The sequence below is a fragment of the Rhodoferax sp. RT4P68 genome (assembly GCF_056521305.1).
The window spans coordinates 190,441-211,158 of sequence record NZ_JBWMBB010000011.1 but is presented as its reverse complement, the minus strand read 5'-3'; the positions used below and the strand labels follow the sequence as shown (position 1 = coordinate 211,158).

Sequence of the window (20,718 nt, the reverse complement as noted above, 5' to 3'; positions counted from 1 at the left end):
CGCAACCGCCGGCCGTGGCGCGGGCACGTGCGTCGCCCAGAACCTGTTGGGACCGGGTGAGCCCCCGGTGAACCTCACATCAACACGATGTCGTATTGCTCAGGCCCCATCGCGCTCTCGCTCTGCAGCGAGATCGGCTTGCCGATGAAATCCGAGAGCCCGGCCAGGTGCTGGCTCTCCTCGTCTAGAAACAGTTCGATCACCTTGGGCGAGGCGATCACGCGGAACTCGCGCGGGTTGAACTGGCGGGCTTCGCGCAGGATCTCGCGCAGGATGTCGTAGGTCACGCTGCGCGCGGTTTTCACGGCGCCGATGCCGTGGCAGGTCTCGCAGGCCTCGCACAGGATGTGCGCCAGCGATTCGCGCGTACGCTTGCGCGTCATCTCCACCAGGCCCAGCTGTGAGAAGCCGGCGGCCGAAGTCTTCACACGGTCACGGGCCAGCTGCTTGCGCAGCTCGGCCAGTACGGCGTCGCGGTGCTCCTGCGGCGCCATGTCGATGAAGTCCGCGATGATGATGCCGCCCAGGTTGCGCAGGCGCAGCTGGCGCGCGATGGCGCCGGCCGCCTCCAGGTTGGTCTTGAAGATGGTGTCGTCGAAGTTGCGCGCGCCCACGTAGCCGCCGGTGTTCACATCCACTGTCGTCAGCGCCTCGGTCTGGTCCACGATCAGGTAGCCACCGGACTTGAGATCCACGCGCCGGCCCAGCGCCTTGGTGATCTCGTCGTCGATGGAGAACAGGTCGAAGATCGGCCGCTCGCCCTTGTAGTGCTGCAGCTTGTGCACGGCCGCCGGCATGAACTCACGGCCGAAGGCCGACAGGTTGTCGAACTGTTCGCGCGAGTCGAGCCGAATCGACTGCGTCTCCTCGTTCACCAGGTCGCGCAGCACACGCTGCAGCAGGTTCAGGTCCTGGTGCAGCAGCGAGGGCGCGGGCTGGCGCAACGCAGCGGCCCGGATGCGCGCCCACGCCTTGCGCAGGTACGCGATGTCGTCGGCCAGCTCGGCGTCGGTGGCATCTTCGCCGTTGGTGCGCAGGATGAAGCCGCCGCCTCCGCCGCCATTGGCGGTGTCGCCCACCAGCGCCTGCAGCCGGCGCCGCAGGTCATCACGCTGGGCGCCAGGAATCTTCTGGGAGACGCCGACATGCTCGTCCTGCGGCAGGAACACCAGCAGCCGACCGGCGATGCTGATCTGCGTGGACAGCCGCGCGCCCTTGGTGCCGATCGGGTCCTTGATGACCTGCACCATCAGCGACTGGCCTTCGAACACCTGGCGTTCGATGGGCACCTGGCCGCTGGCGGCGGGGCGCGGCTGCTGCGACGGCTGGGCCGGCTCGCCCTCTCCACGCACACCGGTCGCGCTGGGCAGCAGGTCGGCCACGTGCAGGAAGGCGGCCCGCTCCAGGCCGATGTCGATGAAGGTGGACTGCATGCCGGGCAGCACGCGGGCGACCTTGCCCAAGTAGACATTGCTGACCAGGCCGCGCTCAAGGGAGCGCTCGACATGCAGCTCCTGCACGGCGCCGTGTTCGACGATGGCGACGCGGGTCTCCTGTGGAGACCAGTTGATCAGGATGTCCTGGTGCATGTCGCGATGGCGCGGTGGCCAGGTGGGAGTGGGCTGCGATGGGTCTGCACGTCGGCTCCTCGTTGTTTGAAATTCTGCCCGCCGATCCTACGCGCAGCGCCACCCTAGCCGCTGGCCCACGCACGGGCCAGCGCGTCCTGGTGTTGCGGTGCCAGCACGGCCAGGCGCATATGGCCAAGCAAGCTGAAGGACGCGAGTCGCGCGGCTGCACGCCTGCGGCCGCAGGCGCTGCAGGTGGCCGGGCAGCGCAGCCGCAGCGGCAGCGGCACCGTAACGCCTTAGGCGCCGTCGGGGATCTCCGCCTCGACCAACTGGGCCAGCAACGCCAGCGATTCCTGCCAGCCGAGCATGCAGGCCTCGGGCGGGATCATGGACGGAATGCCCTCCTGCACCGCGACCAGTTCGGTACCGACCAGTACCTTGGCCAGGGTGACGGTGACCACCATCTCGCCTGGCAGGTGAGGGTCGTCGAAGACATCGGTGTAGCGCAGCCGCTCGTGCGGCACCAGCTCCAGATAGGTGCCACCGAAGCTGTGGCTGTGGCCGGTGCAGAAGTTGGTGAACGACATCTTGAAGCGGCCGCCGACGCGGGCATCCAGGCTCTGCACCTTGCAGGTGAAGCCATTGGGCGGCAGCCATTTGGCCAATGCGTCTGCATCCAGGAACGCGCGGTAGACGCGCTCCGCAGGCGCCCGCAGGACGCGGTGCAGGCGCACGGTGTGGGTGGTGGACATGGTGGATTCCTGTGGTTCAACCGAGGACGACCCTCGCCCCACAACGTGCGGCGCGCGCCGGAATCGACCGCGGCCGGTTTGGCGCGGAGCGGCTCAGGCCTTGCGCTTGCCTTGCTTGGCCGCGTCTTCCAGCAACCGGCGCACTTCCAGGGCATCCATGGCAAAGGGCAATAGCGCGATGGCGTGCTCGGGCCTGGCCTGTTCGCCGAACACGGCTTGCGTCGCCGACCACATGAACTCCAGCGTCTCGGTGACTTCACCCAGCGCGTCGCGGGTCATGTTGGGCAGCAGGGCCTCAGGAGCAGTGGCTGCGGTCGGTGCGGCTGCAGCGGCGGGTGGCCGTGCCACGGCCTTGGTGGCGGGCCTCTTGGCAACAGCGGACTTGGATGCGGTCTTGGCGGTCTTCACGATGGCTCCTCGGTCTTCTGATGTTGGGCGAGCGGCAGACGCTCACCCGGGGCATGTGCGCGCCGCGAGTGTAGCCCCGCCGTCACGTTCTGCGGCCCCGCGCGTGGCGCATTCGGTCCGAGTTCGCCGGCACACCGGTGCCCCGCCCGGCACAAGACCGGTCGCACCGGCGGCAACATCTCCAGCGCATCCGGGATCGGCCTCCGGCATCCAAGTCAGGCCCTCCGCCTTGCAGACGCGCAGCCGTCTTCATCGTTGTGGCCGCGAGGCGGCCTGGCCGCAAGCCGCATGGGCACCGACTGCGTGCACTGCGCGCTCCCGGGGCTGGCACCAACGATATCCACAGGTGGCCGGGACAAGTCCCGGCACGTGCGTCACACCGCCAAGCCGACCTGGCGCAGCAGTTGCGCGGTCTCGAACACCGGCAGGCCCATGATGCCGGAGTAGCTGCCGCGCATGCCGCAGATGAAGGCCGCCGCCCTGCCCTGCACGGCGTAAGCACCGGCCTTGCCCAGTGGCTCGCCGCTGGCCACGTAGCGCGCGATCTCGTCTGCGCTCAAGGGCGCGAAGCGGACATGCGACAGGCTGAGCGCTTGAAGTCGCTTGGCGCCATGCTGCAGCGCCACGGCCGTCAGCACGCGGTGGTCCTGCCCCGACAGCTGCTGCAGCATGCGTGCCGCGTCGGCCGCGTCTTCAGGCTTGCCCAGGATGGCGGGCCCGAGGGCCACGGTCGTGTCGGCGCACAGGATGGGCGCGGCCGGCAAGCCGCGTGCACGGTGGCGCGCGACGGCGGCGTCCAGCTTCAGGCCGGTGACGCGCTGCACATAGCGGGCCGGCGCCTCCTTGCCACGCACAGCCTCCAGCGTCTCCGCGTCTTCGCCAGAGTCGGCCAGCAGAAGTTCATGGCGCACGCCCAGCTGGTCCAGCAGCTGGCGCCGGCGCGGGCTTTGGGAGGCGAGATAGATGAAGTCGGTCATGCGGACAATGCGCGTTCGTCGCGGCCGGGCGATGGCGGTGGTGGGTCGTCGACCTCTTCACCCAAAAAGCCGCCGCTTTGGTGCGCCCACAGGCGCGCGTACAAGCCGTCGTGCGCCAGCAGGCTCTGGTGGTCACCCGACTCGACGATGCGGCCCTTGTCGAGCACGATGAGCCGGTCCATCGCGGCGATGGTGGACAGGCGGTGCGCAATGGCGATCACGGTCTTGCCCTCCATCAACCGGTACAGGCTGGTCTGGATCGCGACCTCGACTTCGGAGTCCAGCGCGCTGGTGGCTTCGTCCAGCAGCAGGATGGGCGCGTTCTTCAGCATCACGCGCGCAATCGCGATGCGCTGGCGCTGACCGCCCGAGAGTTTGACGCCGCGCTCGCCCACGTGGGCGTCGTAGCCGCGCCGGCCCTTGGGGTCGGCCAGTTGGGCGATGAATTCCTCGGCCTCGGCGCGGCGGGCGGCGGTCTGCATCTGCTCCTCGGTCGCGTCAGGCCGGCCGTACAGGATGTTGTCGCGCACCGAGCGGTGCAGCAACGATGTGTCTTGCGTGACCATGCCGATCTGCGCGCGCAGGCTGTCCTGCGCGACCTCCGCAATGTCCTGCCCGTCGACCAAAATACGGCCGCCGCCCACGTCGTAGAAACGCAGCAGCAACTGCACCAGCGTGGACTTGCCGGCGCCCGATCGGCCCACCAGGCCAATCTTCTCGCCCGGGCGGATGGTCAGCGACAAGCCGTCGATGACCTGGCGCACCTCGCGGCCCGTGGCGCCGTAGGCGAAGTGCAAGTCCTCGAATCGCACTTCGCCCCGCGGCACCTGCAGGGCCGGGGCGCCGGGCTTGTCCAGCACAAGCTGCTGGCGCGACAAGGTGTTGATGCCGTCCTGCACCGTGCCCACATGTTCGAACAGCGAGGCCATCTCCCACATCACCCAATGCGAGATGCCCGACAAACGCATGGCCATGGCGGTGGCGGCCGCGACGGCGCCCACGCCCACCTGGCCCTGGATCCACAGCCACAGCACGAGACCGGTGGTGGACAGGATCAGCAGTGCCGACAGCACCTGGTTGGCGATCTCGAAGCCGGTGACCAGCCGCATCTGCGCGCGCGCCGTGACCAGAAATTCGTCCATGGCCGAACGCGCAAAACCGGCCTCGCGCCCCGCGTGCGAGAACAGCTTGACGGTGGCGATGTTGGTATAGGCGTCGGTCACGCGGCCAGTCATGAGCGAGCGCGCGTCGGCCTGGCTCTTGGAGACGCGCGCCAGCCGCGGCACGAACCAGCGCAGCACGACCGCATAGCACGCCGCCCAGGAGACAAAGGGCAGCAGCATCCAGGTGTCGAAGGTGCCGACCACGGCCACCATGGTGACGAAGTAGATCGTCACGAACACCAGGATGTCGCCGAGGATCATCCAGAACTCGCGCACCGCCAGCGCCGTCTGCATCACCTTGGTGGCGATGCGCCCGGCGAACTCGTCCTGGTAGAAGCCCATGCTCTGGTTCAGCATGAGCCGGTGGAAGTTCCAGCGCAGCAACATGGGAAAGTGGCTCGCCAGGGTCTGGCGCTTGATCAGGCTCTGCAGGGCGATCAACAGCGGGCTGGCCAGCACGATGCCGGCCAGCAGCAACAAGCGGCCCTGCTCCTCTTGCCACAGCTGCGCCGGCGGGATGCGGCCCAGCCAGTCGACGATGCGGCCCATCATGGCGAACAGCAGCGCCTCGAATGCGCCGATCACGGCCGTCAGCAGCACCATCGCGAGGATGTAGCGGCGCACGCCCACGGTGCAGGCCCACACGAAGGCCAGGAAACCACGCGGCGAGGGCTGGGGCGTCGTGTCGGGAAAGGGGTGGAGCAGGTGCTCGAACCAGGCCAGCATGGGGGCGACGGCGCTCTACTCTCGGTGGTACGGGTGGTTGGCGTTGATGGACCAGGCGCGGTAGAGCTGCTCGATCAGCAGCACGCGGGCCATCGCGTGGGGCAAGGTCAGGTCGGACAGGCGAATGCGCTCGTGCGCGCTCTGGCGAAACGCCGGCTCCAGGCCGTCCGGGCCGCCGATGACGAGCGCCACGTCACCGCCTTCGAGCTGCCAGGTCGTGAGCCTTGCGGCCAGCGCCTGCGTGGTGAGGGAGGTGCCCCGCTCATCCAGCACCACGACGCGGGCCGAGCGGCCAGCCGCCGACGCGATGGCGGCCGTGATGCGCTCGCGCTCGGCAGCCTGCACCTGGGGCACCGTGCGCGAGCCGCGCGGTTCGGTCTTCACGGCGCGCAGTTCGACGCGCAGTTCAGGGGGGAAACGCTTGGCGTAGTCGTCGTAGGCCGTCTGCGCCCAGTCGGGCACGCGCAGGCCGACAGCGACGATGGCGAGCTTCACGCCGGGTCAGGCGCGGCGGGCTGCGGCCTTCTTGGCGGGCGCCTTCTTGGCCGCGGCGGACTTGGCAGCCGCGCCTCTGGGAGCCGAAGGCTTGACCACCACCGTCTTGACCGGCGTCTTTGCCGGCGCCTTGACGGAGGGTTTGACGGGCGCCTTGGCGGCCGCTGTCTTGCCGCCCGCCTTCATGGGCGCGGCGGTTTTGGCGGCTGCCTTCTTCGCAGGCGCCTTCTTCACCGGCGTTTCAAGCTCCGGCCGCGGCGGTGCGTACTGCACTTCCGGCTTGTTCCGCGCCAGCTTGGCGGCGGTTCTTCCGTTCACCGGCCTGCCGCTGGCAGTTTTGGCAGCGACCTTCTTGGCGGGAGCCTTCTTGGCCGGCGCCTTTTCGACGACCTTGACCGGCACCACGGGCTTGAGCGCGCCGAACTTCAGGCGGATCGGCTTCTCGCCCCACAGCTCTTCGAGGTGGTAGTACTGGCGAATGGCGGGCTGCATGATGTGCACCACGGCGGGGCCGCAGTCCACGATGATCCATTCACCGTTCTCTTCTCCCTCGATGCGGGGCTTTCCGAAACCGGCCTCGCGCACCGCATCGCGCACGCTGGAGGCCAGCGCCCGGGTCTGCCGGTTCGACGTGCCCGAGGCCACGATCACGCGCTCGAACAGCGGGGAGAGATGCTCGGTGTTGAACACCTGGATGTCCTGCGCCTTGACGTCTTCCAGCCCATCGACGATGCAGCGTTGCAGTTTTTGGGTGTCCTTCTTGGCGACAGATTCCGAGGTGGTTCCAGTGGTCATCGAGCAGTGTGGTAGAGGTGGTGTTGGTCAATATAGCGTGCAACGGCAGCGGGAACCAGATGGTCGATCCCGCGGCCGTCGGCCACGCGCAGGCGGATGTCGGTGGCGCTGGTGTCCAGCGGCTCGATTTGTAAGTGCTCGTATCGTGCGCCGGGCAAGGCCGGCAGTTCATCGTCGCCCGAAGGCGCGGTGTCGTCGATGCGGGCGGCGATGACGAGGACCGCCATGTCCAGGATGTCTTGCCAGGCATGCCAGCTGGTCAGCGCGCGGGCCTGGTCCGAGCCCAGCATCAGGTACAGACGGGCGCGAGGATAACGGATTTTCAGTTCCCGCAGCGTCTCCACGGTATAGCTGGGGCCGGGACGCTCGATCTCGCGTGGGTCCACCACCACACCGGGCAGCTCCGCAAACGCGAGTCGCGCCATGTCCAGCCGCAGGGCCGCGTCGGTGGCCTGCTGCGGCCGGTGCCAGGGCTGGCCCGTGGGCAGCACGTGCATCACATCGAGCTCAAGCTGCGCCATCGCCGCGCGCACCAGCGCCACGTGGGTGCGGTGCGGCGGATCGAAAGCGCCGCCATAGACGCCGACGCGCCGCACCTCGGGGATCAGACCCACGCGCGTGGCACCAGGAAGTGATCGGTCAGCCGGGCTTCGGGAGACTCGGCCTGCGGCGTGTGCTGATACGACCAGGCCGCCAGCGGCGGCATCGACAGCAAAATCGATTCGGTTCGCCCGCCCGACTGCAGACCGAAGTGCGTGCCGCGGTCCCACACCAGGTTGAATTCGACATAGCGGCCGCGCCGATAGAGCTGGAACGCGCGCTCGCGCTCGCCGTAGGGCGTGTGCATGCGGCGCTGCAGGATGGGCAGGTAGGCTTCGACAAACGCGCCGCCCACGGCCCGTGTCATGGCCATGCCGCCGTCCACGCCGGTCTCGCTGAAGTCGTCGAAGAAGACGCCGCCGATGCCGCGCGCCTCTTGCCGGTGCTTGAGGAAAAAGTACTCGTCGCACCACCGCTTGAAGCGCGGGTACTTGTCGTCGCCGTAGGGCGCCAGGGCGTCGCGGCAGACGCTGTGGAAGTGCCGCGCGTCGTCCTCGTCGCCGTAGATGGGCGTCAGGTCCATGCCGCCGCCGAACCAGCAGACCGGCACATCGCCCGGGTGCCCGGCCGAGATCATGCGCACGTTCATGTGCACTGTGGGCGCATAGGGGTTGCGAGGGTGGAACACCAGCGAGACGCCCATGGCCTCGAACGGTGCCCCGGCAAGCTGCGGCCGGTGTTGCGTGGCCGAAGGCGGCAGGCTGGGGCCGCGCACATGCGAGAAACCGCAGCCCGCACGCTCCAGCACCGGGCCGCTTTCGAGGATGCAGGTCAGCCCCTCGCCCTGCAGCGTCTCGCCGGGTGGCTTGGCCCAGGCGTCGGCGACAAAAGACGTGCCGTCGACGGCCGCGAACTGCTCGCAGATCTCCTGCTGCAAGCCGCGCAGCCAAGCCCCAAAACGCGCTGCCGGGGTGGTCGGTGTCATGGGTGGATCCTCCGGCCTGCTGCCTGTCCCGCAAGGCGAGTGCGAGCTTGCTTGAAGCGGCCCGGCACGGCGCTCATTTGGCTGCACGGTGGCCAATGTCGCGGCGGTACTGCATGCCGTCGAAGTGGATGCCACGCACCACCTCATAGGCGCGCTGCTGCGCCAGCTTGACCTTGTCGGCCAGCACGGTCACGCACAGCACGCGCCCGCCAGAGGTCAACGTCGCCTCGCCCTGGCGCTCGGTGCCGGCATGGAACACCACGGCGTCAGCCGTGGGCTCGGGCAGGCCGATGATGGCGTCGCCCTTGCGCGGCGACAGCGGGTAGCCGTGCGCGGCCAGCACCACGCCCAGCGCGATGCGGCGGTCCCACTCCAGGTCGATCTGGTCCAGCTTGCCGTGCGGGCCGGGCTCGGTGGCGTTCCACAGCACCTCGAACAGGTCGGACTTCAGGCGCATCAGCAGCGGCTGCGTCTCCGGGTCGCCCAGGCGGCAGTTGAACTCCAGCGTCTTGGGCTTGCCCTTGGCGTCGATCATCAGGCCGGCGTACAGAAAGCCGGTGTAGGCGATGCCGTCCTTTTCCATGCCGCGGATGGTGGGCAGGATGATCTCGCGCATGGCGCGTGCGTGCACGTCCGCCGTGACCACCGGCGCGGGCGAGTAAGCGCCCATGCCGCCGGTGTTCGGCCCCTGGTCGCCATCCTGCAGGCGCTTGTGGTCCTGGCTGGTGGCCATCGCCGTCACGTTCTTGCCGTCGCACAGCACGATGAAGCTGGCCTCTTCGCCCTGCAGGAACTCTTCGATCACGACGCGCGCACCGCCTGCGTTGTGGGTCACGCCCAGCGTGTTGTCCACCAGCATGAAGTCGATGGCCTCGTGCGCCTCGGCCAGCGTGGTTGCCACGACGACGCCCTTGCCGGCCGCCAAACCGTCGGCCTTGACCACGATGGGCGCACCCTTGGCATCGACATACGCATGGGCCAGCGCCGGGTCGCTGAAGGTCTGGTACTCGGCCGTGGGAATGCCATGGCGTTGCATGAAATCCTTGGAGAACGCCTTGGAGCTCTCCAGCTGCGCGGCCGCCTTGGTGGGGCCGAAGATGCGCTGCCCGTGGGCGCGGAACTCATCGACCACGCCGGCCGCCAGCGGCCCCTCGGGCCCGACCACCGTCAGCGCGATGTGCTCGGTCTGCGCCCATTCGCGCAGCGCCACCACGTCGGTGATGGGCACATTGACGAGCCGCTCGTCCAGAGCCGTGCCGCCATTGCCGGGTGCCACGTAGACGCGGGTCACGCGTGAAGATTGGGCCAGCTTCCAGGCCAGCGCATGTTCGCGGCCACCGCCGCCGATGACGAGGACTTTCATCGCGGCCCCCGACGGGTCGCAGTGGGAAGGCCGACGGCCACCTTCAGGGCGAGCGACGGCACGATGTGCATTGCGTGGGGATTCATAGGGCGCCGTTGTGGTAGACGTTCTGCACGTCGTCCAGGTCTTCCAGGACGTCCAGCAGCTTTTGCATGCGCTCGGCATCGTCGCCGGCGAAGTCGATGGTGTTTTCTGCGCGCATGGTCACTTCGGCGATTTCAGGTATGAAGCCGGCGGCCTCCAGTGCGAGCTTGACGGCCTCCAGCTCGGTCCAGGGCGTCAGCACCTCGATGGCGCCGTCGTCGTCGCTCAGCACATCGTCGGCACCGGCCTCCAGCGCCACTTCCATGACCTTGTCTTCGTCAGCACCGGGGGCCAGCACGATCTGGCCGCAGTGCTTGAACTGGAACGCCACGGAGCCGTTCGTGCCCATGTTGCCGCCGTACTTGCTGAAGGCGTGCCGCACTTCGGCCACGGTGCGCACATGGTTGTCGGTCATGGTGTCCACGATGATGGCGGCGCCAGCGATGCCATAGCCCTCGTAGCGGATTTCCTCGTAGTGCACGCCTTCCAGGTTGCCGGTGGCCTTGTCGATGTTGCGCTTGATGGTGTCGGCCGGCATGTTGGCCGCCTTGGCCTTGTCGACCGCCAGCCGCAAGCGCGGGTTGATCGACAGATCACCCCCACCCTGGCGCGCAGCGACCATGATTTCGCGGATCACCCGGGTCCATACCTTGCCGCGCTTTTCATCCTGGCGCCCTTTGCGGTGCTGGATGTTGGCCCATTTGCTGTGTCCCGCCACGAAGAATCCCTCTGGTTTGATTTAATCTCGACGCGATTTTACTTTTCCACCCACCGGGACCTTGCCATGGCCGAGCCGATGCTGATCGCGAAGAACTCCAACACCACCTGCGAACTGCTGCCCAACCTGGCGAATCGCCACGGCCTGATCACCGGCGCCACCGGCACTGGCAAGACGGTGAGCCTGCAGACCCTGGCCGAAAATTTCTCGAGAATCGGCGTGCCGGTGTTCATGGCCGACGTCAAGGGCGACCTCACCGGCATCAGCCACGCCGCCGGCGCCAACCCCAAGATGGCCGCCATCCTGGCCGAGCGCGGCATCGACGTCCCCGCGCCGATGGCCTGCCCGGTGCACCTGTGGGATGTGTTCGGCGAGCAGGGCCACCCGGTGCGCGCCACCATCTCGGACATGGGGCCGCTGCTGCTGGCCCGCATGCTGAACCTGAACGACACCCAGGCCGGCGTGCTGAACCTGGTGTTCAAGATCGCCGACGACAGCGGCATGCTGCTGCTGGACCTGAAGGACCTGCGCGCCATGCTGCAGCACGTCGGTGAGAACGCCAAGACCTTCACCACCGAATACGGCAACATCAGCGCCGCCAGCGTGGGCGCCATCCAGCGCGGCCTGCTGCAGATCGAAAGCCAGGGCGGCGACCAGTTCTTCGGCGAGCCGATGCTGGACATCAACGACTTCATGCAGACCGACAGCAACGGCCACGGCATGGTCAACGTGTTGGCGGCCGACAAGCTCATGAACTCGCCCCGGCTGTACGCCACCTTCCTCTTGTGGATGCTGTCCGAGCTGTTCGAGCAACTGCCCGAGATCGGCGATCCGGACAAGCCCAAGCTCGTCTTCTTCTTCGACGAGGCGCATCTGCTGTTCAACGAGGCGCCCAAGGTGCTGGTCGAGCGCATCGAACTCGTGGTGCGGCTGGTGCGCTCCAAGGGCGTGGGCGTGTATTTTGTGACGCAGAACCCGCTGGACATTCCCGACACCGTGCTGGCGCAGCTGGGCAACCGCGTGCAGCATGCCCTGCGCGCCTTCACGCCGCGCGACCAGAAGGCCGTCAAGGCGACCGCGTCGACCATGCGCCCCAAGCCCGGCCTGGACATCGAGGCCGCCATCACCGAGCTGGGCGTGGGCGAGGCTCTGGTGAGCCTGCTCGACCCCAAGGGCCGCCCCACCATCACCGAGCGCGTCTACATGCTGCCGCCGGGCAGCCAGCTGGGGCCGATCACCCCCGCCCAGCGCCAGGTTTTGGTGCAGAACTCGCTGGTGGCCGGCGTCTACGAAAAGCTGGTCGACCGCGAATCGGCCTACGAGATGCTCAAGGGCCGAGCCGACCAGGCCGCTGCCGGGGCCGCTCAGACGCAGGCCGAGGCTGCGACGAAGACGGCCGAAGGCGGCGGCATGATGGGCGGGTTGAACGAGCTGCTGTTCGGCTCCACCGGCCCGCGCGGCGGCAAGCGCGACGGCCTGGTGCAGACCATGGCCAAGTCCACGATGCGCACCATGGGCACCAAGGTGGGCAACGAGATCCTGCGGGGCGTGCTGGGCGGCATCTTCGGCGGGCGCAAACGCTGACACGGTCACCGGCCCGTCCGCCAGAGCTTCGCCCCCCGGCTGAACCTGGGGGCGCAGGACGGCCACGGTCTCGAGGGCTCCAATGCATCCGCTACATTGACGGCCGATGGATTCATTGACCCAAATCGTGCTGGGCAGCAGCGTTGCGGCGCTGGCGGTACCGGCACTGCACCGCCGCCGCGCGGTACTGGCCGGCGCCGTGCTCGGCACCCTGCCCGATCTCGACAGCTTTCCGCTGCGCTGGATGGACGCCGACGCGGTGACGCTGGTCACCTGGCACCGCGGCCCCTCGCATTCGTTGCCGGTGCTGGCGCTGCTGGGCCTCGTGATCTGGTGGCTGCTCAGACGCTGGTGGGGCCCCGTGCGCGAGTCGCCCCGGCGTTGGCTGCTGGCGATCTGGCTGGCGCTGCTGACGCACCCGCTGCTGGACGCCTTCACGGTGTACGGCACGCAGCTATGGTGGCCGCTGCCGCCGCAGCCCACCATGTGGTCCAGCATGTTCATCATCGATCCGGCCTACACGCTGCCGCTGCTGGTGGCGGTGGTCGCCGTGCTCGCCGTAGGCGCCCGGCCGCTGGGCAGGCGCTTCCTGGTCGCAGGGCTTGCGCTGAGCAGCGTCTACCTGGGCTGGTCGCTGCTGGCCAAGCAGTGGGTCGACCGCGAGGCCGAGCAGGCACTGGCCCCGCTGGGCCTGGCCGAGGCGCCGCGCTTCTCCGTGCCCATGCCGTTCAGCACGCTGCTGTGGCGCGTGGTCGTGCTCACGCCCGACGGCATGCTGGAGGGCTACCGCGCACTGCCCACCGACCGGGGACCGATGCGCTTCGCACGCTACGCCCACGATGGCGCTGCGCTGCAGGCGCTGTCGGGCACCCCCGCAGTGGAGCGGCTGCTGTGGTTCTCCAGCGGCTTCATGAAGGCGCAAGCGCAGGGCGGGCAGCTGGTTCTGTCGGACGTGCGCATGGGTGTCGAAGGCGCCTATTCGTTCCAGTATCTGGTGGCCGAGCGCGCTGCCCCAGCCGCACCCTGGCAAGCCGTCACCCCGGTTTCCATTGCCGCCCAGGCCGACCGCGTGCAGGCGCTGCGCGCGGTGTGGCAGCGCATGTGGCACGAGCCCGCGCCGGACGAGCCGCCTTTCTCACTGGCCCGCACCGCGCCCCTGCCCTCGCCCACCCCTTCCACCCTACCCGCTCCATGACCCTCGCACTGCCCACCTACGACGACGTCGCCGCCGCAGCCCAACGCATCGACGGCGTGGCGCACCGCACCCCGGTGCTGCGCTCGTCCACTCTGGACGCGCGGCTCAACGCGCAGCTGTTCTTCAAATGTGAGAACTTCCAGCGAATGGGCGCCTTCAAGTTCCGCGGCGGCTACAACGCCCTGGCGCGCTTCACGCCCGAGCAGCGGCGTCGCGGCGCGATCGCGTTCTCGTCCGGCAACCACGCGCAGGCCATCGCGCTGGCGGCCAGGCTGCTGCAGATGCCGGCCGTCATCGTCATGCCGCACGACGCGCCCGCCGCCAAGCTGGCCGCGACACGCGGCTACGGCGCCGAGGTCATCGTCTACGACCGTTTCCAGGAAGACCGCGAGCTGCTGACGCGGCGCATCGCCGAGGAACGCGGCATGACGCTGATCCCGCCGTTCGACCATGCCGACGTGATCGCCGGCCAGGGCACGGCCGCCAAAGAGCTGTTCGAGGATGTCGGCCCGCTGGACCACTTCTTCGTCTGCCTGGGCGGCGGCGGCCTGCTGTCGGGCAGCGCGCTCGCTGCCCGCGCGCTGTCACCCCAGTGCCAGATCCACGGCGTGGAGCCCGAGACCGGCAACGACGGCCAGCAGTCCATGGCGCGTGGCGAGCGCGTGAAGATCGAGGTGCCCCGCACCATCGCCGACGGCGCGCAGACGCAGCAGCTCGGCGCGCTGACCTTCGGCATCATCCGCCGCGACGTGACCAGCGTGCTGACCGCCACCGATGCGCAACTGGTCGAGTGCATGCGCTTTTATGCCGAGCGCATGAAGATGCTGGTCGAGCCCACGGGTTGCCTCTCGCTGGCTGCGGCGCTGCATGGCGGGCTGGACCTGCAGGGCGCCCGCGTGGGTGTGCTGGTCAGTGGCGGCAATGTCGACCTGGCGCGCTTTGCGGAGTTGGTGGCGTAGGCGCTGCCAACTTGTCATGCCCACCCCGCACCGCTACATTGATCCGAACCCCTGACCGCCAAGGAAGGCACCCGTGACCACCCCCACAGAAGCCTCGTCGCCTCGCCACATCCGCCTGACCTCGCACGCCGGCGGCTTCGGCGCCCTGCCCATCCGCTGGGCCGCTGCCACCGCCACCGAGCGCGGCCCGGTGGTGGGCACCACCACCAAGCGCAGTCACCGCAACGTGATTGGCACACACAGCGGCAGCTACAGCATCTACCGCGCGCTGGCCGTGGCCTCAGGCGGCCTGTCGCGAGAGCACAAGGCCGACCTCACCAACACGATGCCGACCGACGTCATCGGCCCCTACCCGCAGTGGAGCGAGCCGGGCCGCATCGTCGCCATGGACCCGTGGGGCGCCACCATCGCCAGCGAATTCGCAGCTGAGCTGGCGGCGGGCTATGACATCCGCCCGACCATCGCGGTGACGCAGGCGCATGTGATCCTGCCCGAGGTGATCGAGGCGCTGCAGTCCGGCCGCCTGAAGGCCGACGGCAAGTTCCTCACGGCCGGCGGCGCGGCCATGGTGACCAAGGTGGCAGTGGAGCCGGTGTGGTTTCTGCCCGAAGTGGCCAAGCGCTTCGGCTGCACCGAGGCCGATCTGCGCCGCGTGCTGTTCGAGGAAACCGGCGGCATGTACCCCGAGCTGGTGACGCGCAGCGACCTGGAAGTCTTCCTGCCCCCGATCGGCGGCCTCACGGCCTACATCTTCGGCAACCCCAGCGACCTGGCCAATCCCGAGGTGGAACTCACCGCCCGCGTGCACGATGAGTGCAATGGCTCGGACGTGTTCGGCTCGGACATCTGCACCTGCCGCCCCTACCTGACGCACGCCATCGAGGAATGCATCCAGGGTGCGCAGCGCGGCGGCGTGGGCCTGGTCAGCTACTTCCGCAAGGAAGGCCGGGCGCTGGGCGAAGTCACCAAGTTCCTGGTCTACAACGCCCGCAAGCGGCAGGTGGGCGGCGACACCGCCGACCAGTATTTCAACCGCACCGAATGCGTGGCCGGCGTGCAGGACATGCGCTTTCAGGAGCTGATGCCCGACGTGCTGAACTGGCTGGGCATCCGCAAGATCCACCGCCTGGTGTCGATGAGCAACATGAAGTACGACGCCATCACCCGCGCCGGCATCGAGGTGGTGCAGCGCGTCAACATCCCCGAGCACATGATCCCCGCCGATGCGCAGGTGGAGATGGATGCCAAGATGGCCGCCGGCTACTTCACCCCCGGTGCCGTGCCGGACGCCGAAGAACTCAAGAAGGCCAAGGGCCGGGGGTTGGTCGCGTGAGCTTTGCACTGGACGTTGACCACCCCGAAGGCGCCGCCGCCGCGCTGCGTAGCACCACCGCCATCCGCACACGCGCCGGGCACCTGCTGGAGCGCGCGCGCGTGGGCGCCTCGCGCTGGTTCGAAGTCGATGCCGACGCACTGCACGCGGCCGCCGCGCAAGTGGCCGATCTGACGCGCGAGCGCTACCCCGGCGGTGCGATTCCGTTCCACAGCCGCTGGCGCCATTTCGAGGCCGGCGGCATCGATCGCAAGGCACTGCTGGACGAGCGCCTGGCCGCGCTGTCGGCAGCGGCGAAAGCCCGCGCCATGATCGATCTGGCCCTGGTCAGCGTGCTGCTGGACGCAGGCGCCGGGCCGGACTGGAAGTACGTGGAGAGCGCCAGCGGCCAGACCTTCACCCGCTCCGAAGGCCTGGGCGTGGCCAGCTTCCATGCCTTCATGGGCGGCCTGTTCTCCAGCGACCCGGAGCATCCGCTGCAGGTGGACGCCATGGGTCTGCGCGGCCTCATCGGCGACCGGCTGGCGGCCGCGTTCCAGGTCAGTTCGGTCAACCCGCTGGTGGGGCTGGATGGGCGCGTGCTGCTGCTGCGCCGCTTGGGCGAAACGCTGGCGGCGCAGCCGGGCGTGTTCGGCCCGCAAGGCCGGCCCGGCGGGCTGTTCGACCTGCTGGTCAGCGCGCAGGGCGCCTCGGCCGTCGCGCCCACGGCCAGCATTGCGGCGCACGACATCCTGTCGCAGCTGCTGGTTTCTCTCTCGCCGATCTGGCCGGCGCAAAACGCCATCGGCAGCGTACCGCTGGGCGACTGCTGGCGCCACGAGGCCGTGCCCGGCGCCGGCATGACTGCTGGCTGGATGCCGTTCCACAAGCTCTCGCAGTGGCTCAGCTATTCGCTGCTGGAGCCCTTTCAGTGGGCTGGCGTGCGCGTCGAGGGCATTGACGCGCTGACCGGCCTGCCCGAATACCGCAACGGCGGCCTGCTGCTGGACGCGGGCGTGCTGCGCTTGCGCGACGCGTCACTGGCCACACGCCTCTGGCAGCCCGGCGACGAGCTGATCGTCGAATGGCGCGCGCTCACCGTGGCGCTGCTGGACGCTCTCGCCCCGCTGGTGCGTGCCGAGCTGGGCACCAGCGCCGCGCAGATGCCGCTGGCCTGCGTGCTCGAGGGCGGCACATGGGCCCAAGGCCGCGTACTGGCACAACGTTTGCGTGGCGGTGTCCCGCCCCTCAGCATCGACAGCGACGGCACCGTTTTCTGAAAGCAACAACATGTCCAACGTCCACCTGATCGACCACCCCCTGGTGCAGCACAAGCTGACCCTGATGCGCCGCAAGGACGCCAGCACCAACACCTTTCGCCGGCTGCTGAACGAGTTGTCCAGCCTGATGGCCTACGAGGTCACGCGCGACATGCCGATGCAGGAGATCGAGATCGAAACGCCGCTGGAGACCATGACCTCCAAAGTCATCGATGGCAAGAAGCTGGTGTTCGTCTCGATCCTGCGGGCCGGCAACGGCATCCTGGAGGGCATGCTCAACATCGTGCCGGGCGCGCGCGTAGGCCATGTCGGCCTGTACCGCGACCCCAAGACGCTGGTGGCCGTGGAGTACTACTTCAAGATGCCGCACGACATGCACGAGCGCGACATCGTCATCGTCGACCCGATGCTGGCCACCGGCAACTCGGCCATCGCGGCAGTCGAACGGCTGAAGGAGCTGAACCCCAAGTCGATCAAATTCGTCTGCCTGCTGACCTGCCCCGAGGGTGTGGCCGCGATGCAGAAGGCGCACCCCGATGTGCCGATCTACACCGCCGCCATCGACCGTGAGCTGAACGACCACGGCTACATCCTGCCGGGCCTGGGCGACGCTGGCGACCGCATCTTCGGCACGAAATAATGACAACCCCTGCGCTGAGCGCAGCCACGCATCCACCCACCTCAGCAACCCCCCAAGGAGCCCAACCGTGGACCAGCGCCGTCATCTGATCACCCGCACCGCCGCCTTCGCCCTCGCCCTGGCCGCCGGCCTGCCGTCTCTGGTCCAGGCGCAGGCCAAGCTCAAGGTTGCGGCCGTCTACACGGTGCCGTTCGAGCAGCAGTGGGTCGGTCGCATCCACAAGGCGCTGAAGGCCGCCGAGGCGCGCGGCGAGATCGAATACAAGGCCACGGAGAACGTGAAGAACGCCGACTACGAGCGCGTGCTGCGTGAGTACGCCACGGCTGGCAGCCAGCTGATCGTGGGCGAGTCGTTCGCAGTGGAGGCGGCGGCGCGCAAGGTGGCGCGCGACTTTCCAAAGGTCTCGTTCCTGATGGGCTCGTCGGCCAAGCCGCAGGCGCCGAACTTCAGCGTGTTCGACAACTACATCCAGGAGCCGGCCTACCTGACCGGCATGATCGCCGGCGGCATGACCAAGACGCACAAGATCGGCATGGTCGGCGGCTTTCCGATCCCCGAGGTCAACCGCTTGATGAACGCCTTCATGGCCGGCGCGCGCGAGGTCAACCCCAAGGTCGAATTCACCATCACCTTCATCAACAGCTGGTTCGACCCACCCAAGGCCAAAGAGGCCAGCTTCGCCATGATCGACAAGGGCGTCGACCTGCTGTATGCCGAACGCTTCGGCGTCAGCGATGCCGCCAAGGAGCGCGGCAAGCTGGCCATCGGCAACGTGGTGGACACCCAGCCGCAGTACCCCGATACGGTGGTCGCCACGGCCGTGTGGAACATGGAGCCGACGATCGACGAGGCGCTCAAGCTGGTGAAGGCAGGCCAGTTCAAGGCCGACGATTTCGGCAAGTACTCGCACATGCAGTTCAAGGGTTCGGAGCTGGCCCCGCTGGGCACGTTCGAGTCCAAGGTGCCGGCGGATCTCGTGGCCCGTGTGAAGGCGCGGCAGGCCGAGATCCTGGCGGGCAAGTTCAGCGTGAAGATCGACGACGCGCAGCCCAAGGCGTCCGTCAAGTAGCCTCGCTGCGAGTCGCAGGCCGCCGCGGGCTAGTCCTGCGTGGCCGGGAAGGTGTCCAGCGGCGAGGCACCGCTCATCACCCAGCGCACCTGGTTGCGCCCGCTGCGCTTGGCATCGTAGAGGGCGCGGTCGGCCAGTTCCAGGAGGTCAGGGGCGCTGACAGGCATGCGCGAGTCATGGCAGGCCACGCCCAGGCTGACCGTTACGTGCGTGGCCACCGCCGACGCGCTGTGCGCAATGTTCAGCGCCTCCACCGACCGACGGATCTTCTCCGCGATCAGCTTGGCGCCCGCCTTGTCCGATGCCGGCAGCACGACCGCGAACTCTTCGCCGCCGTAGCGCGCCAGGATATCGGTCGCGCGGTTCAGCTGCTCGCGCACCGCGTGCACCACTTCGATCAGAACGCGGTCGCCGGATGGGTGGCCGTAGGTGTCGTTGTAGGGCTTGAAGCTGTCCACATCCAGCATGATGAGCGCGACGGGCGTCAGGCTGCGCTGGGCGCGTTCGAGTTCGGCGCGCAGCTTCTGGTCGAAGTACTTGCGGTTGTAGACACCGGTCAGGCCATCGACCAGCGCCTCGCGCGAGAGCTTGTCCGATCGCGACATCAGCACGCGCTCACGCTTGGCCAGCACGCTGGTGTCGGTGACCTGCACCAGGCACAGGTGCGGTGCGCCCGCCGACACCACCGGGGTGATCGTCACGGACTGCGGCATGCGCAAATCCTCGGCGGCGTCCTCGGGCCGCTTGTACAGCGGCAGCGGCGAGCGGTGCAGCACGTTGGACAGCACGATCGGCATGCACCGGCGCAAGGCGTTGTCCACGGCGTGGGAGAACGTGATCGGCAGCATGCCCGGGAAGATCGTCTCCAGCCGGCGGCCCACGGCGGCCTGCGCGGCGATGCCGCTGTAGCGGCACATCCAGGCGTTCCAGTGCAGCACGCGCCCACGCGGATCGAGCAGCACCAGGCCCAGCAGCACCGCATCGGCCAACGCAGGCCAGGCCACCAGGGGTTGTGGCTCGCTCGGCTGCGGTGGTGGCAGCCCGGCGTTGGTCTCGTCAGTCAAATGCGCGCCAGAAAACGATCGACGGCTGCCATCAGCTCGTTGAACGACGTGGAACTCAGCAGGAACACCAGACAGCCATGGGTCTCGCGCTTCTCGATCGTCAGCTCGATGTGCAGCACCAGCACCACCGGCCGGCCGGTGTCGGTCGTGATCTCACCGATCACGGCCTCGGCCTGGTCGACCGTGTACTCGGGCAGCGTGCTGGTCATCTCCACCGCCAGCATGTCCGCCACGGCCGACATGCAGGCATTGAGAATGATGTTGCCCAGCTCGCACATGGCTTCGTGCTCGAAGTCGACGAGGTCGTCCACGCTGAGCTGCGAGCCGATCATCTCGCGCACGATCTCCAGCGCCTTGTCCTCGTTGAACAGCAGGGAAGCCTGGATCGTGAACGGGCCGCTGAACTGCTGGCGCACCGCACCCAGTCGCGGCCCGTTCAGCGCCAGCACAGTGGCACTCAGCTCGTGCCGCGCATAGAAGGCCAGGCGTGGGACCGACAGCTGAACCTCGTCACCCACGATCTCCGACAGGCTGGCCGCCGCGTAACCAGCGCCGACGTTGAACACTTCAGCCAGGGCGTCTTGCTGCAGCTCCGTCAGTTCGATCACGTGTGCGATTCCAGCAAGGCGAGCGCCTGCATCACGCTCTTTTCGTTGACCGGCTTGGCCACGAAGCCGGCGCCGATCTCGGCCGCCCGCGCCTGGTGGCTGCCCTGCACATTGGCCGAGAACAACACCAGGGCAAGACCCGGGTACGCGCGGCGCAACTGCTCGGCCACATCGGTGCCCAGGAGGCCAGGCATGTTGATGTCCACGGTGGCGAAGTCGGGCACGTCCTGGGCGACGAGGGCCAGCGCCTCATCGCCGTTGGTGGCCTCGACGATCTGCCAAGCGGGTCGGTGTTTGACCACCAGGGTGCGGATCATCAAGCGGGACACGCGGCTGTCGTCGACGATCAGCAGGGTCTTGGGAAGCGAGGTGGACATGGGGCCAATGGTGCGCCAGCCACTAAGCCAGCGCAAGACGGTTGGAGGCGGTC

At 68.2% G+C, this 20,718-nt stretch carries 21 protein-coding genes; 7 read left to right on the top strand and 14 right to left on the bottom strand.

Features of this window, described 5'->3' with window-relative positions; translation table 11 throughout:
* Nucleotides 1–74 precede the first annotated feature (74 nt).
* The 11 genes from rng to AC099J_RS22625 form a co-directional block, all read right to left on the bottom strand.
* A complete protein-coding gene (gene rng, locus AC099J_RS22675; RefSeq protein WP_479617557.1) occupies nucleotides 75–1,589 on the bottom strand; it encodes a ribonuclease G in 1,515 nt (504 codons plus the stop codon).
* Nucleotides 1,590–1,867: 278 nt separating this feature from the next.
* Nucleotides 1,868–2,323, bottom strand: coding sequence for an SRPBCC family protein (locus tag AC099J_RS22670; RefSeq protein ID WP_479617556.1), 456 nt, complete (start codon nucleotides 2,321–2,323; stop codon nucleotides 1,868–1,870).
* 93 nt (nucleotides 2,324–2,416) lie between these two features.
* Nucleotides 2,417–2,731 (bottom strand): hypothetical protein, encoded by a 315-nt coding sequence (locus AC099J_RS22665; RefSeq protein WP_479617555.1) that lies wholly within the window; start codon nucleotides 2,729–2,731, stop codon nucleotides 2,417–2,419.
* A 374-nt stretch (nucleotides 2,732–3,105) separates the two neighbouring features.
* Nucleotides 3,106–3,708: a Maf family protein gene (locus AC099J_RS22660; RefSeq protein ID WP_479617554.1), complete on the bottom strand. Its 603-nt coding sequence runs from the start codon at nucleotides 3,706–3,708 to the stop codon at nucleotides 3,106–3,108.
* Nucleotides 3,705–5,597 (bottom strand): ABC transporter ATP-binding protein, encoded by a 1,893-nt coding sequence (locus AC099J_RS22655; protein WP_479617553.1) that lies wholly within the window; start codon nucleotides 5,595–5,597, stop codon nucleotides 3,705–3,707. Before AC099J_RS22655 ends, AC099J_RS22660 begins: the two co-directional genes overlap by 4 nt.
* A gap of 15 nt (nucleotides 5,598–5,612) precedes the next feature.
* A complete protein-coding gene (gene rlmH, locus AC099J_RS22650; RefSeq protein WP_479617552.1) occupies nucleotides 5,613–6,092 on the bottom strand; it encodes a 23S rRNA (pseudouridine(1915)-N(3))-methyltransferase RlmH in 480 nt (159 codons plus the stop codon).
* Between the two features lie 6 nt (nucleotides 6,093–6,098).
* Entirely contained in the window at nucleotides 6,099–6,887 is a 789-nt protein-coding gene (rsfS, locus tag AC099J_RS22645; RefSeq protein WP_479617551.1) for a ribosome silencing factor, read from the bottom strand.
* The gene (gene nadD, locus AC099J_RS22640; protein WP_479617550.1) at nucleotides 6,884–7,501 is read right to left on the bottom strand and encodes a nicotinate (nicotinamide) nucleotide adenylyltransferase; all 618 of its coding nucleotides are present in this window, start codon (nucleotides 7,499–7,501) and stop codon (nucleotides 6,884–6,886) included. The genes rsfS and nadD overlap by 4 nt, the downstream gene beginning before the upstream one ends.
* Nucleotides 7,492–8,412 (bottom strand): oxygen-dependent coproporphyrinogen oxidase, encoded by a 921-nt coding sequence (hemF, locus tag AC099J_RS22635; RefSeq protein WP_479617549.1) that lies wholly within the window; start codon nucleotides 8,410–8,412, stop codon nucleotides 7,492–7,494. The genes nadD and hemF overlap by 10 nt, the downstream gene beginning before the upstream one ends.
* A 73-nt stretch (nucleotides 8,413–8,485) precedes the next feature.
* Nucleotides 8,486–9,775: a phosphoribosylamine--glycine ligase gene (purD, locus tag AC099J_RS22630; protein WP_479617548.1), complete on the bottom strand. Its 1,290-nt coding sequence runs from the start codon at nucleotides 9,773–9,775 to the stop codon at nucleotides 8,486–8,488.
* Nucleotides 9,776–9,857: 82 nt separating this feature from the next.
* A complete protein-coding gene (locus AC099J_RS22625) occupies nucleotides 9,858–10,577 on the bottom strand; it encodes a YebC/PmpR family DNA-binding transcriptional regulator (RefSeq protein ID WP_479617547.1) in 720 nt (239 codons plus the stop codon).
* A gap of 66 nt (nucleotides 10,578–10,643) precedes the next feature.
* Here AC099J_RS22625 and AC099J_RS22620 point away from each other — a divergent pair, with 66 nt between their 5' ends.
* The 7 genes from AC099J_RS22620 (at nucleotide 10,644) to AC099J_RS22590 (ending at nucleotide 18,616) form a co-directional block, all read left to right on the top strand.
* Nucleotides 10,644–12,161, top strand: coding sequence for a helicase HerA-like C-terminal domain-containing protein (locus tag AC099J_RS22620; protein WP_479617546.1), 1,518 nt, complete (start codon nucleotides 10,644–10,646; stop codon nucleotides 12,159–12,161).
* Nucleotides 12,162–12,267: 106 nt separating this feature from the next.
* On the top strand, nucleotides 12,268–13,356 hold the full coding sequence (locus tag AC099J_RS22615) for a metal-dependent hydrolase (RefSeq protein ID WP_479617545.1): 1,089 nt from the start codon (nucleotides 12,268–12,270) through the stop codon (nucleotides 13,354–13,356).
* Nucleotides 13,353–14,315 carry a threo-3-hydroxy-L-aspartate ammonia-lyase gene (locus AC099J_RS22610; RefSeq protein ID WP_479617544.1) on the top strand — a complete coding sequence of 321 codons (963 nt, stop codon included), beginning with the start codon at nucleotides 13,353–13,355 and terminating at the stop codon, nucleotides 14,313–14,315. The genes AC099J_RS22615 and AC099J_RS22610 overlap by 4 nt, the downstream gene beginning before the upstream one ends.
* A gap of 73 nt (nucleotides 14,316–14,388) precedes the next feature.
* Entirely contained in the window at nucleotides 14,389–15,648 is a 1,260-nt protein-coding gene (locus AC099J_RS22605; protein ID WP_479617543.1) for a GTP cyclohydrolase II, read from the top strand.
* The gene (locus AC099J_RS22600) at nucleotides 15,645–16,907 is read left to right on the top strand and encodes a URC4/urg3 family protein (protein ID WP_479617542.1); all 1,263 of its coding nucleotides are present in this window, start codon (nucleotides 15,645–15,647) and stop codon (nucleotides 16,905–16,907) included. Before AC099J_RS22605 ends, AC099J_RS22600 begins: the two co-directional genes overlap by 4 nt.
* Before the next feature lie 10 nt (nucleotides 16,908–16,917).
* Nucleotides 16,918–17,547 carry a uracil phosphoribosyltransferase gene (upp, locus tag AC099J_RS22595; protein ID WP_479617541.1) on the top strand — a complete coding sequence of 210 codons (630 nt, stop codon included), beginning with the start codon at nucleotides 16,918–16,920 and terminating at the stop codon, nucleotides 17,545–17,547.
* A gap of 67 nt (nucleotides 17,548–17,614) precedes the next feature.
* Nucleotides 17,615–18,616, top strand: a complete 1,002-nt coding sequence (locus tag AC099J_RS22590; RefSeq protein ID WP_479617540.1) for a BMP family protein — start codon at nucleotides 17,615–17,617, stop codon at nucleotides 18,614–18,616.
* Nucleotides 18,617–18,645: 29 nt separating this feature from the next.
* Here AC099J_RS22590 and AC099J_RS22585 read toward each other — a convergent pair whose 3' ends face one another.
* The 3 genes from AC099J_RS22585 to AC099J_RS22575 are packed head-to-tail and all read right to left on the bottom strand — an operon-like array spanning nucleotide 18,646 to nucleotide 20,665.
* A complete protein-coding gene (locus tag AC099J_RS22585) occupies nucleotides 18,646–19,680 on the bottom strand; it encodes a GGDEF domain-containing protein (RefSeq protein ID WP_479617539.1) in 1,035 nt (344 codons plus the stop codon).
* Complete coding sequence (locus AC099J_RS22580; RefSeq protein WP_479617538.1) at nucleotides 19,677–20,288, bottom strand: chemotaxis protein CheC; 612 nt, start codon at nucleotides 20,286–20,288, stop codon at nucleotides 19,677–19,679. The genes AC099J_RS22585 and AC099J_RS22580 overlap by 4 nt, the downstream gene beginning before the upstream one ends.
* Nucleotides 20,285–20,665 carry a response regulator transcription factor gene (locus tag AC099J_RS22575; RefSeq protein WP_479617537.1) on the bottom strand — a complete coding sequence of 127 codons (381 nt, stop codon included), beginning with the start codon at nucleotides 20,663–20,665 and terminating at the stop codon, nucleotides 20,285–20,287. The genes AC099J_RS22580 and AC099J_RS22575 overlap by 4 nt, the downstream gene beginning before the upstream one ends.
* Nucleotides 20,666–20,718 lie beyond the last annotated feature (53 nt).

Bases quoted from the DNA above. Each gene is read 5' to 3' on its own strand.
- rng (WP_479617557.1), bottom strand. From the start codon at position 1,589: ATGCACCAGGACATCCTGATCAACTGGTCTCCACAGGAGACCCGCGTC.
- AC099J_RS22670 (WP_479617556.1), bottom strand. From the start codon at position 2,323: ATGTCCACCACCCACACCGTGCGCCTGCACCGCGTCCTGCGGGCGCCT.
- AC099J_RS22660 (WP_479617554.1), bottom strand. From the start codon at position 3,708: ATGACCGACTTCATCTATCTCGCCTCCCAAAGCCCGCGCCGGCGCCAG.
- AC099J_RS22655 (WP_479617553.1), bottom strand. From the start codon at position 5,597: ATGCTGGCCTGGTTCGAGCACCTGCTCCACCCCTTTCCCGACACGACG.
- rsfS (WP_479617551.1), bottom strand. From the start codon at position 6,887: ATGACCACTGGAACCACCTCGGAATCTGTCGCCAAGAAGGACACCCAA.
- hemF (WP_479617549.1), bottom strand. From the start codon at position 8,412: ATGACACCGACCACCCCGGCAGCGCGTTTTGGGGCTTGGCTGCGCGGC.
- purD (WP_479617548.1), bottom strand. From the start codon at position 9,775: ATGAAAGTCCTCGTCATCGGCGGCGGTGGCCGCGAACATGCGCTGGCC.
- AC099J_RS22620 (WP_479617546.1), top strand. From the start codon at position 10,644: ATGGCCGAGCCGATGCTGATCGCGAAGAACTCCAACACCACCTGCGAA.
- AC099J_RS22615 (WP_479617545.1), top strand. From the start codon at position 12,268: ATGGATTCATTGACCCAAATCGTGCTGGGCAGCAGCGTTGCGGCGCTG.
- AC099J_RS22610 (WP_479617544.1), top strand. From the start codon at position 13,353: ATGACCCTCGCACTGCCCACCTACGACGACGTCGCCGCCGCAGCCCAA.
- upp (WP_479617541.1), top strand. From the start codon at position 16,918: ATGTCCAACGTCCACCTGATCGACCACCCCCTGGTGCAGCACAAGCTG.
- AC099J_RS22575 (WP_479617537.1), bottom strand. From the start codon at position 20,665: ATGTCCACCTCGCTTCCCAAGACCCTGCTGATCGTCGACGACAGCCGC.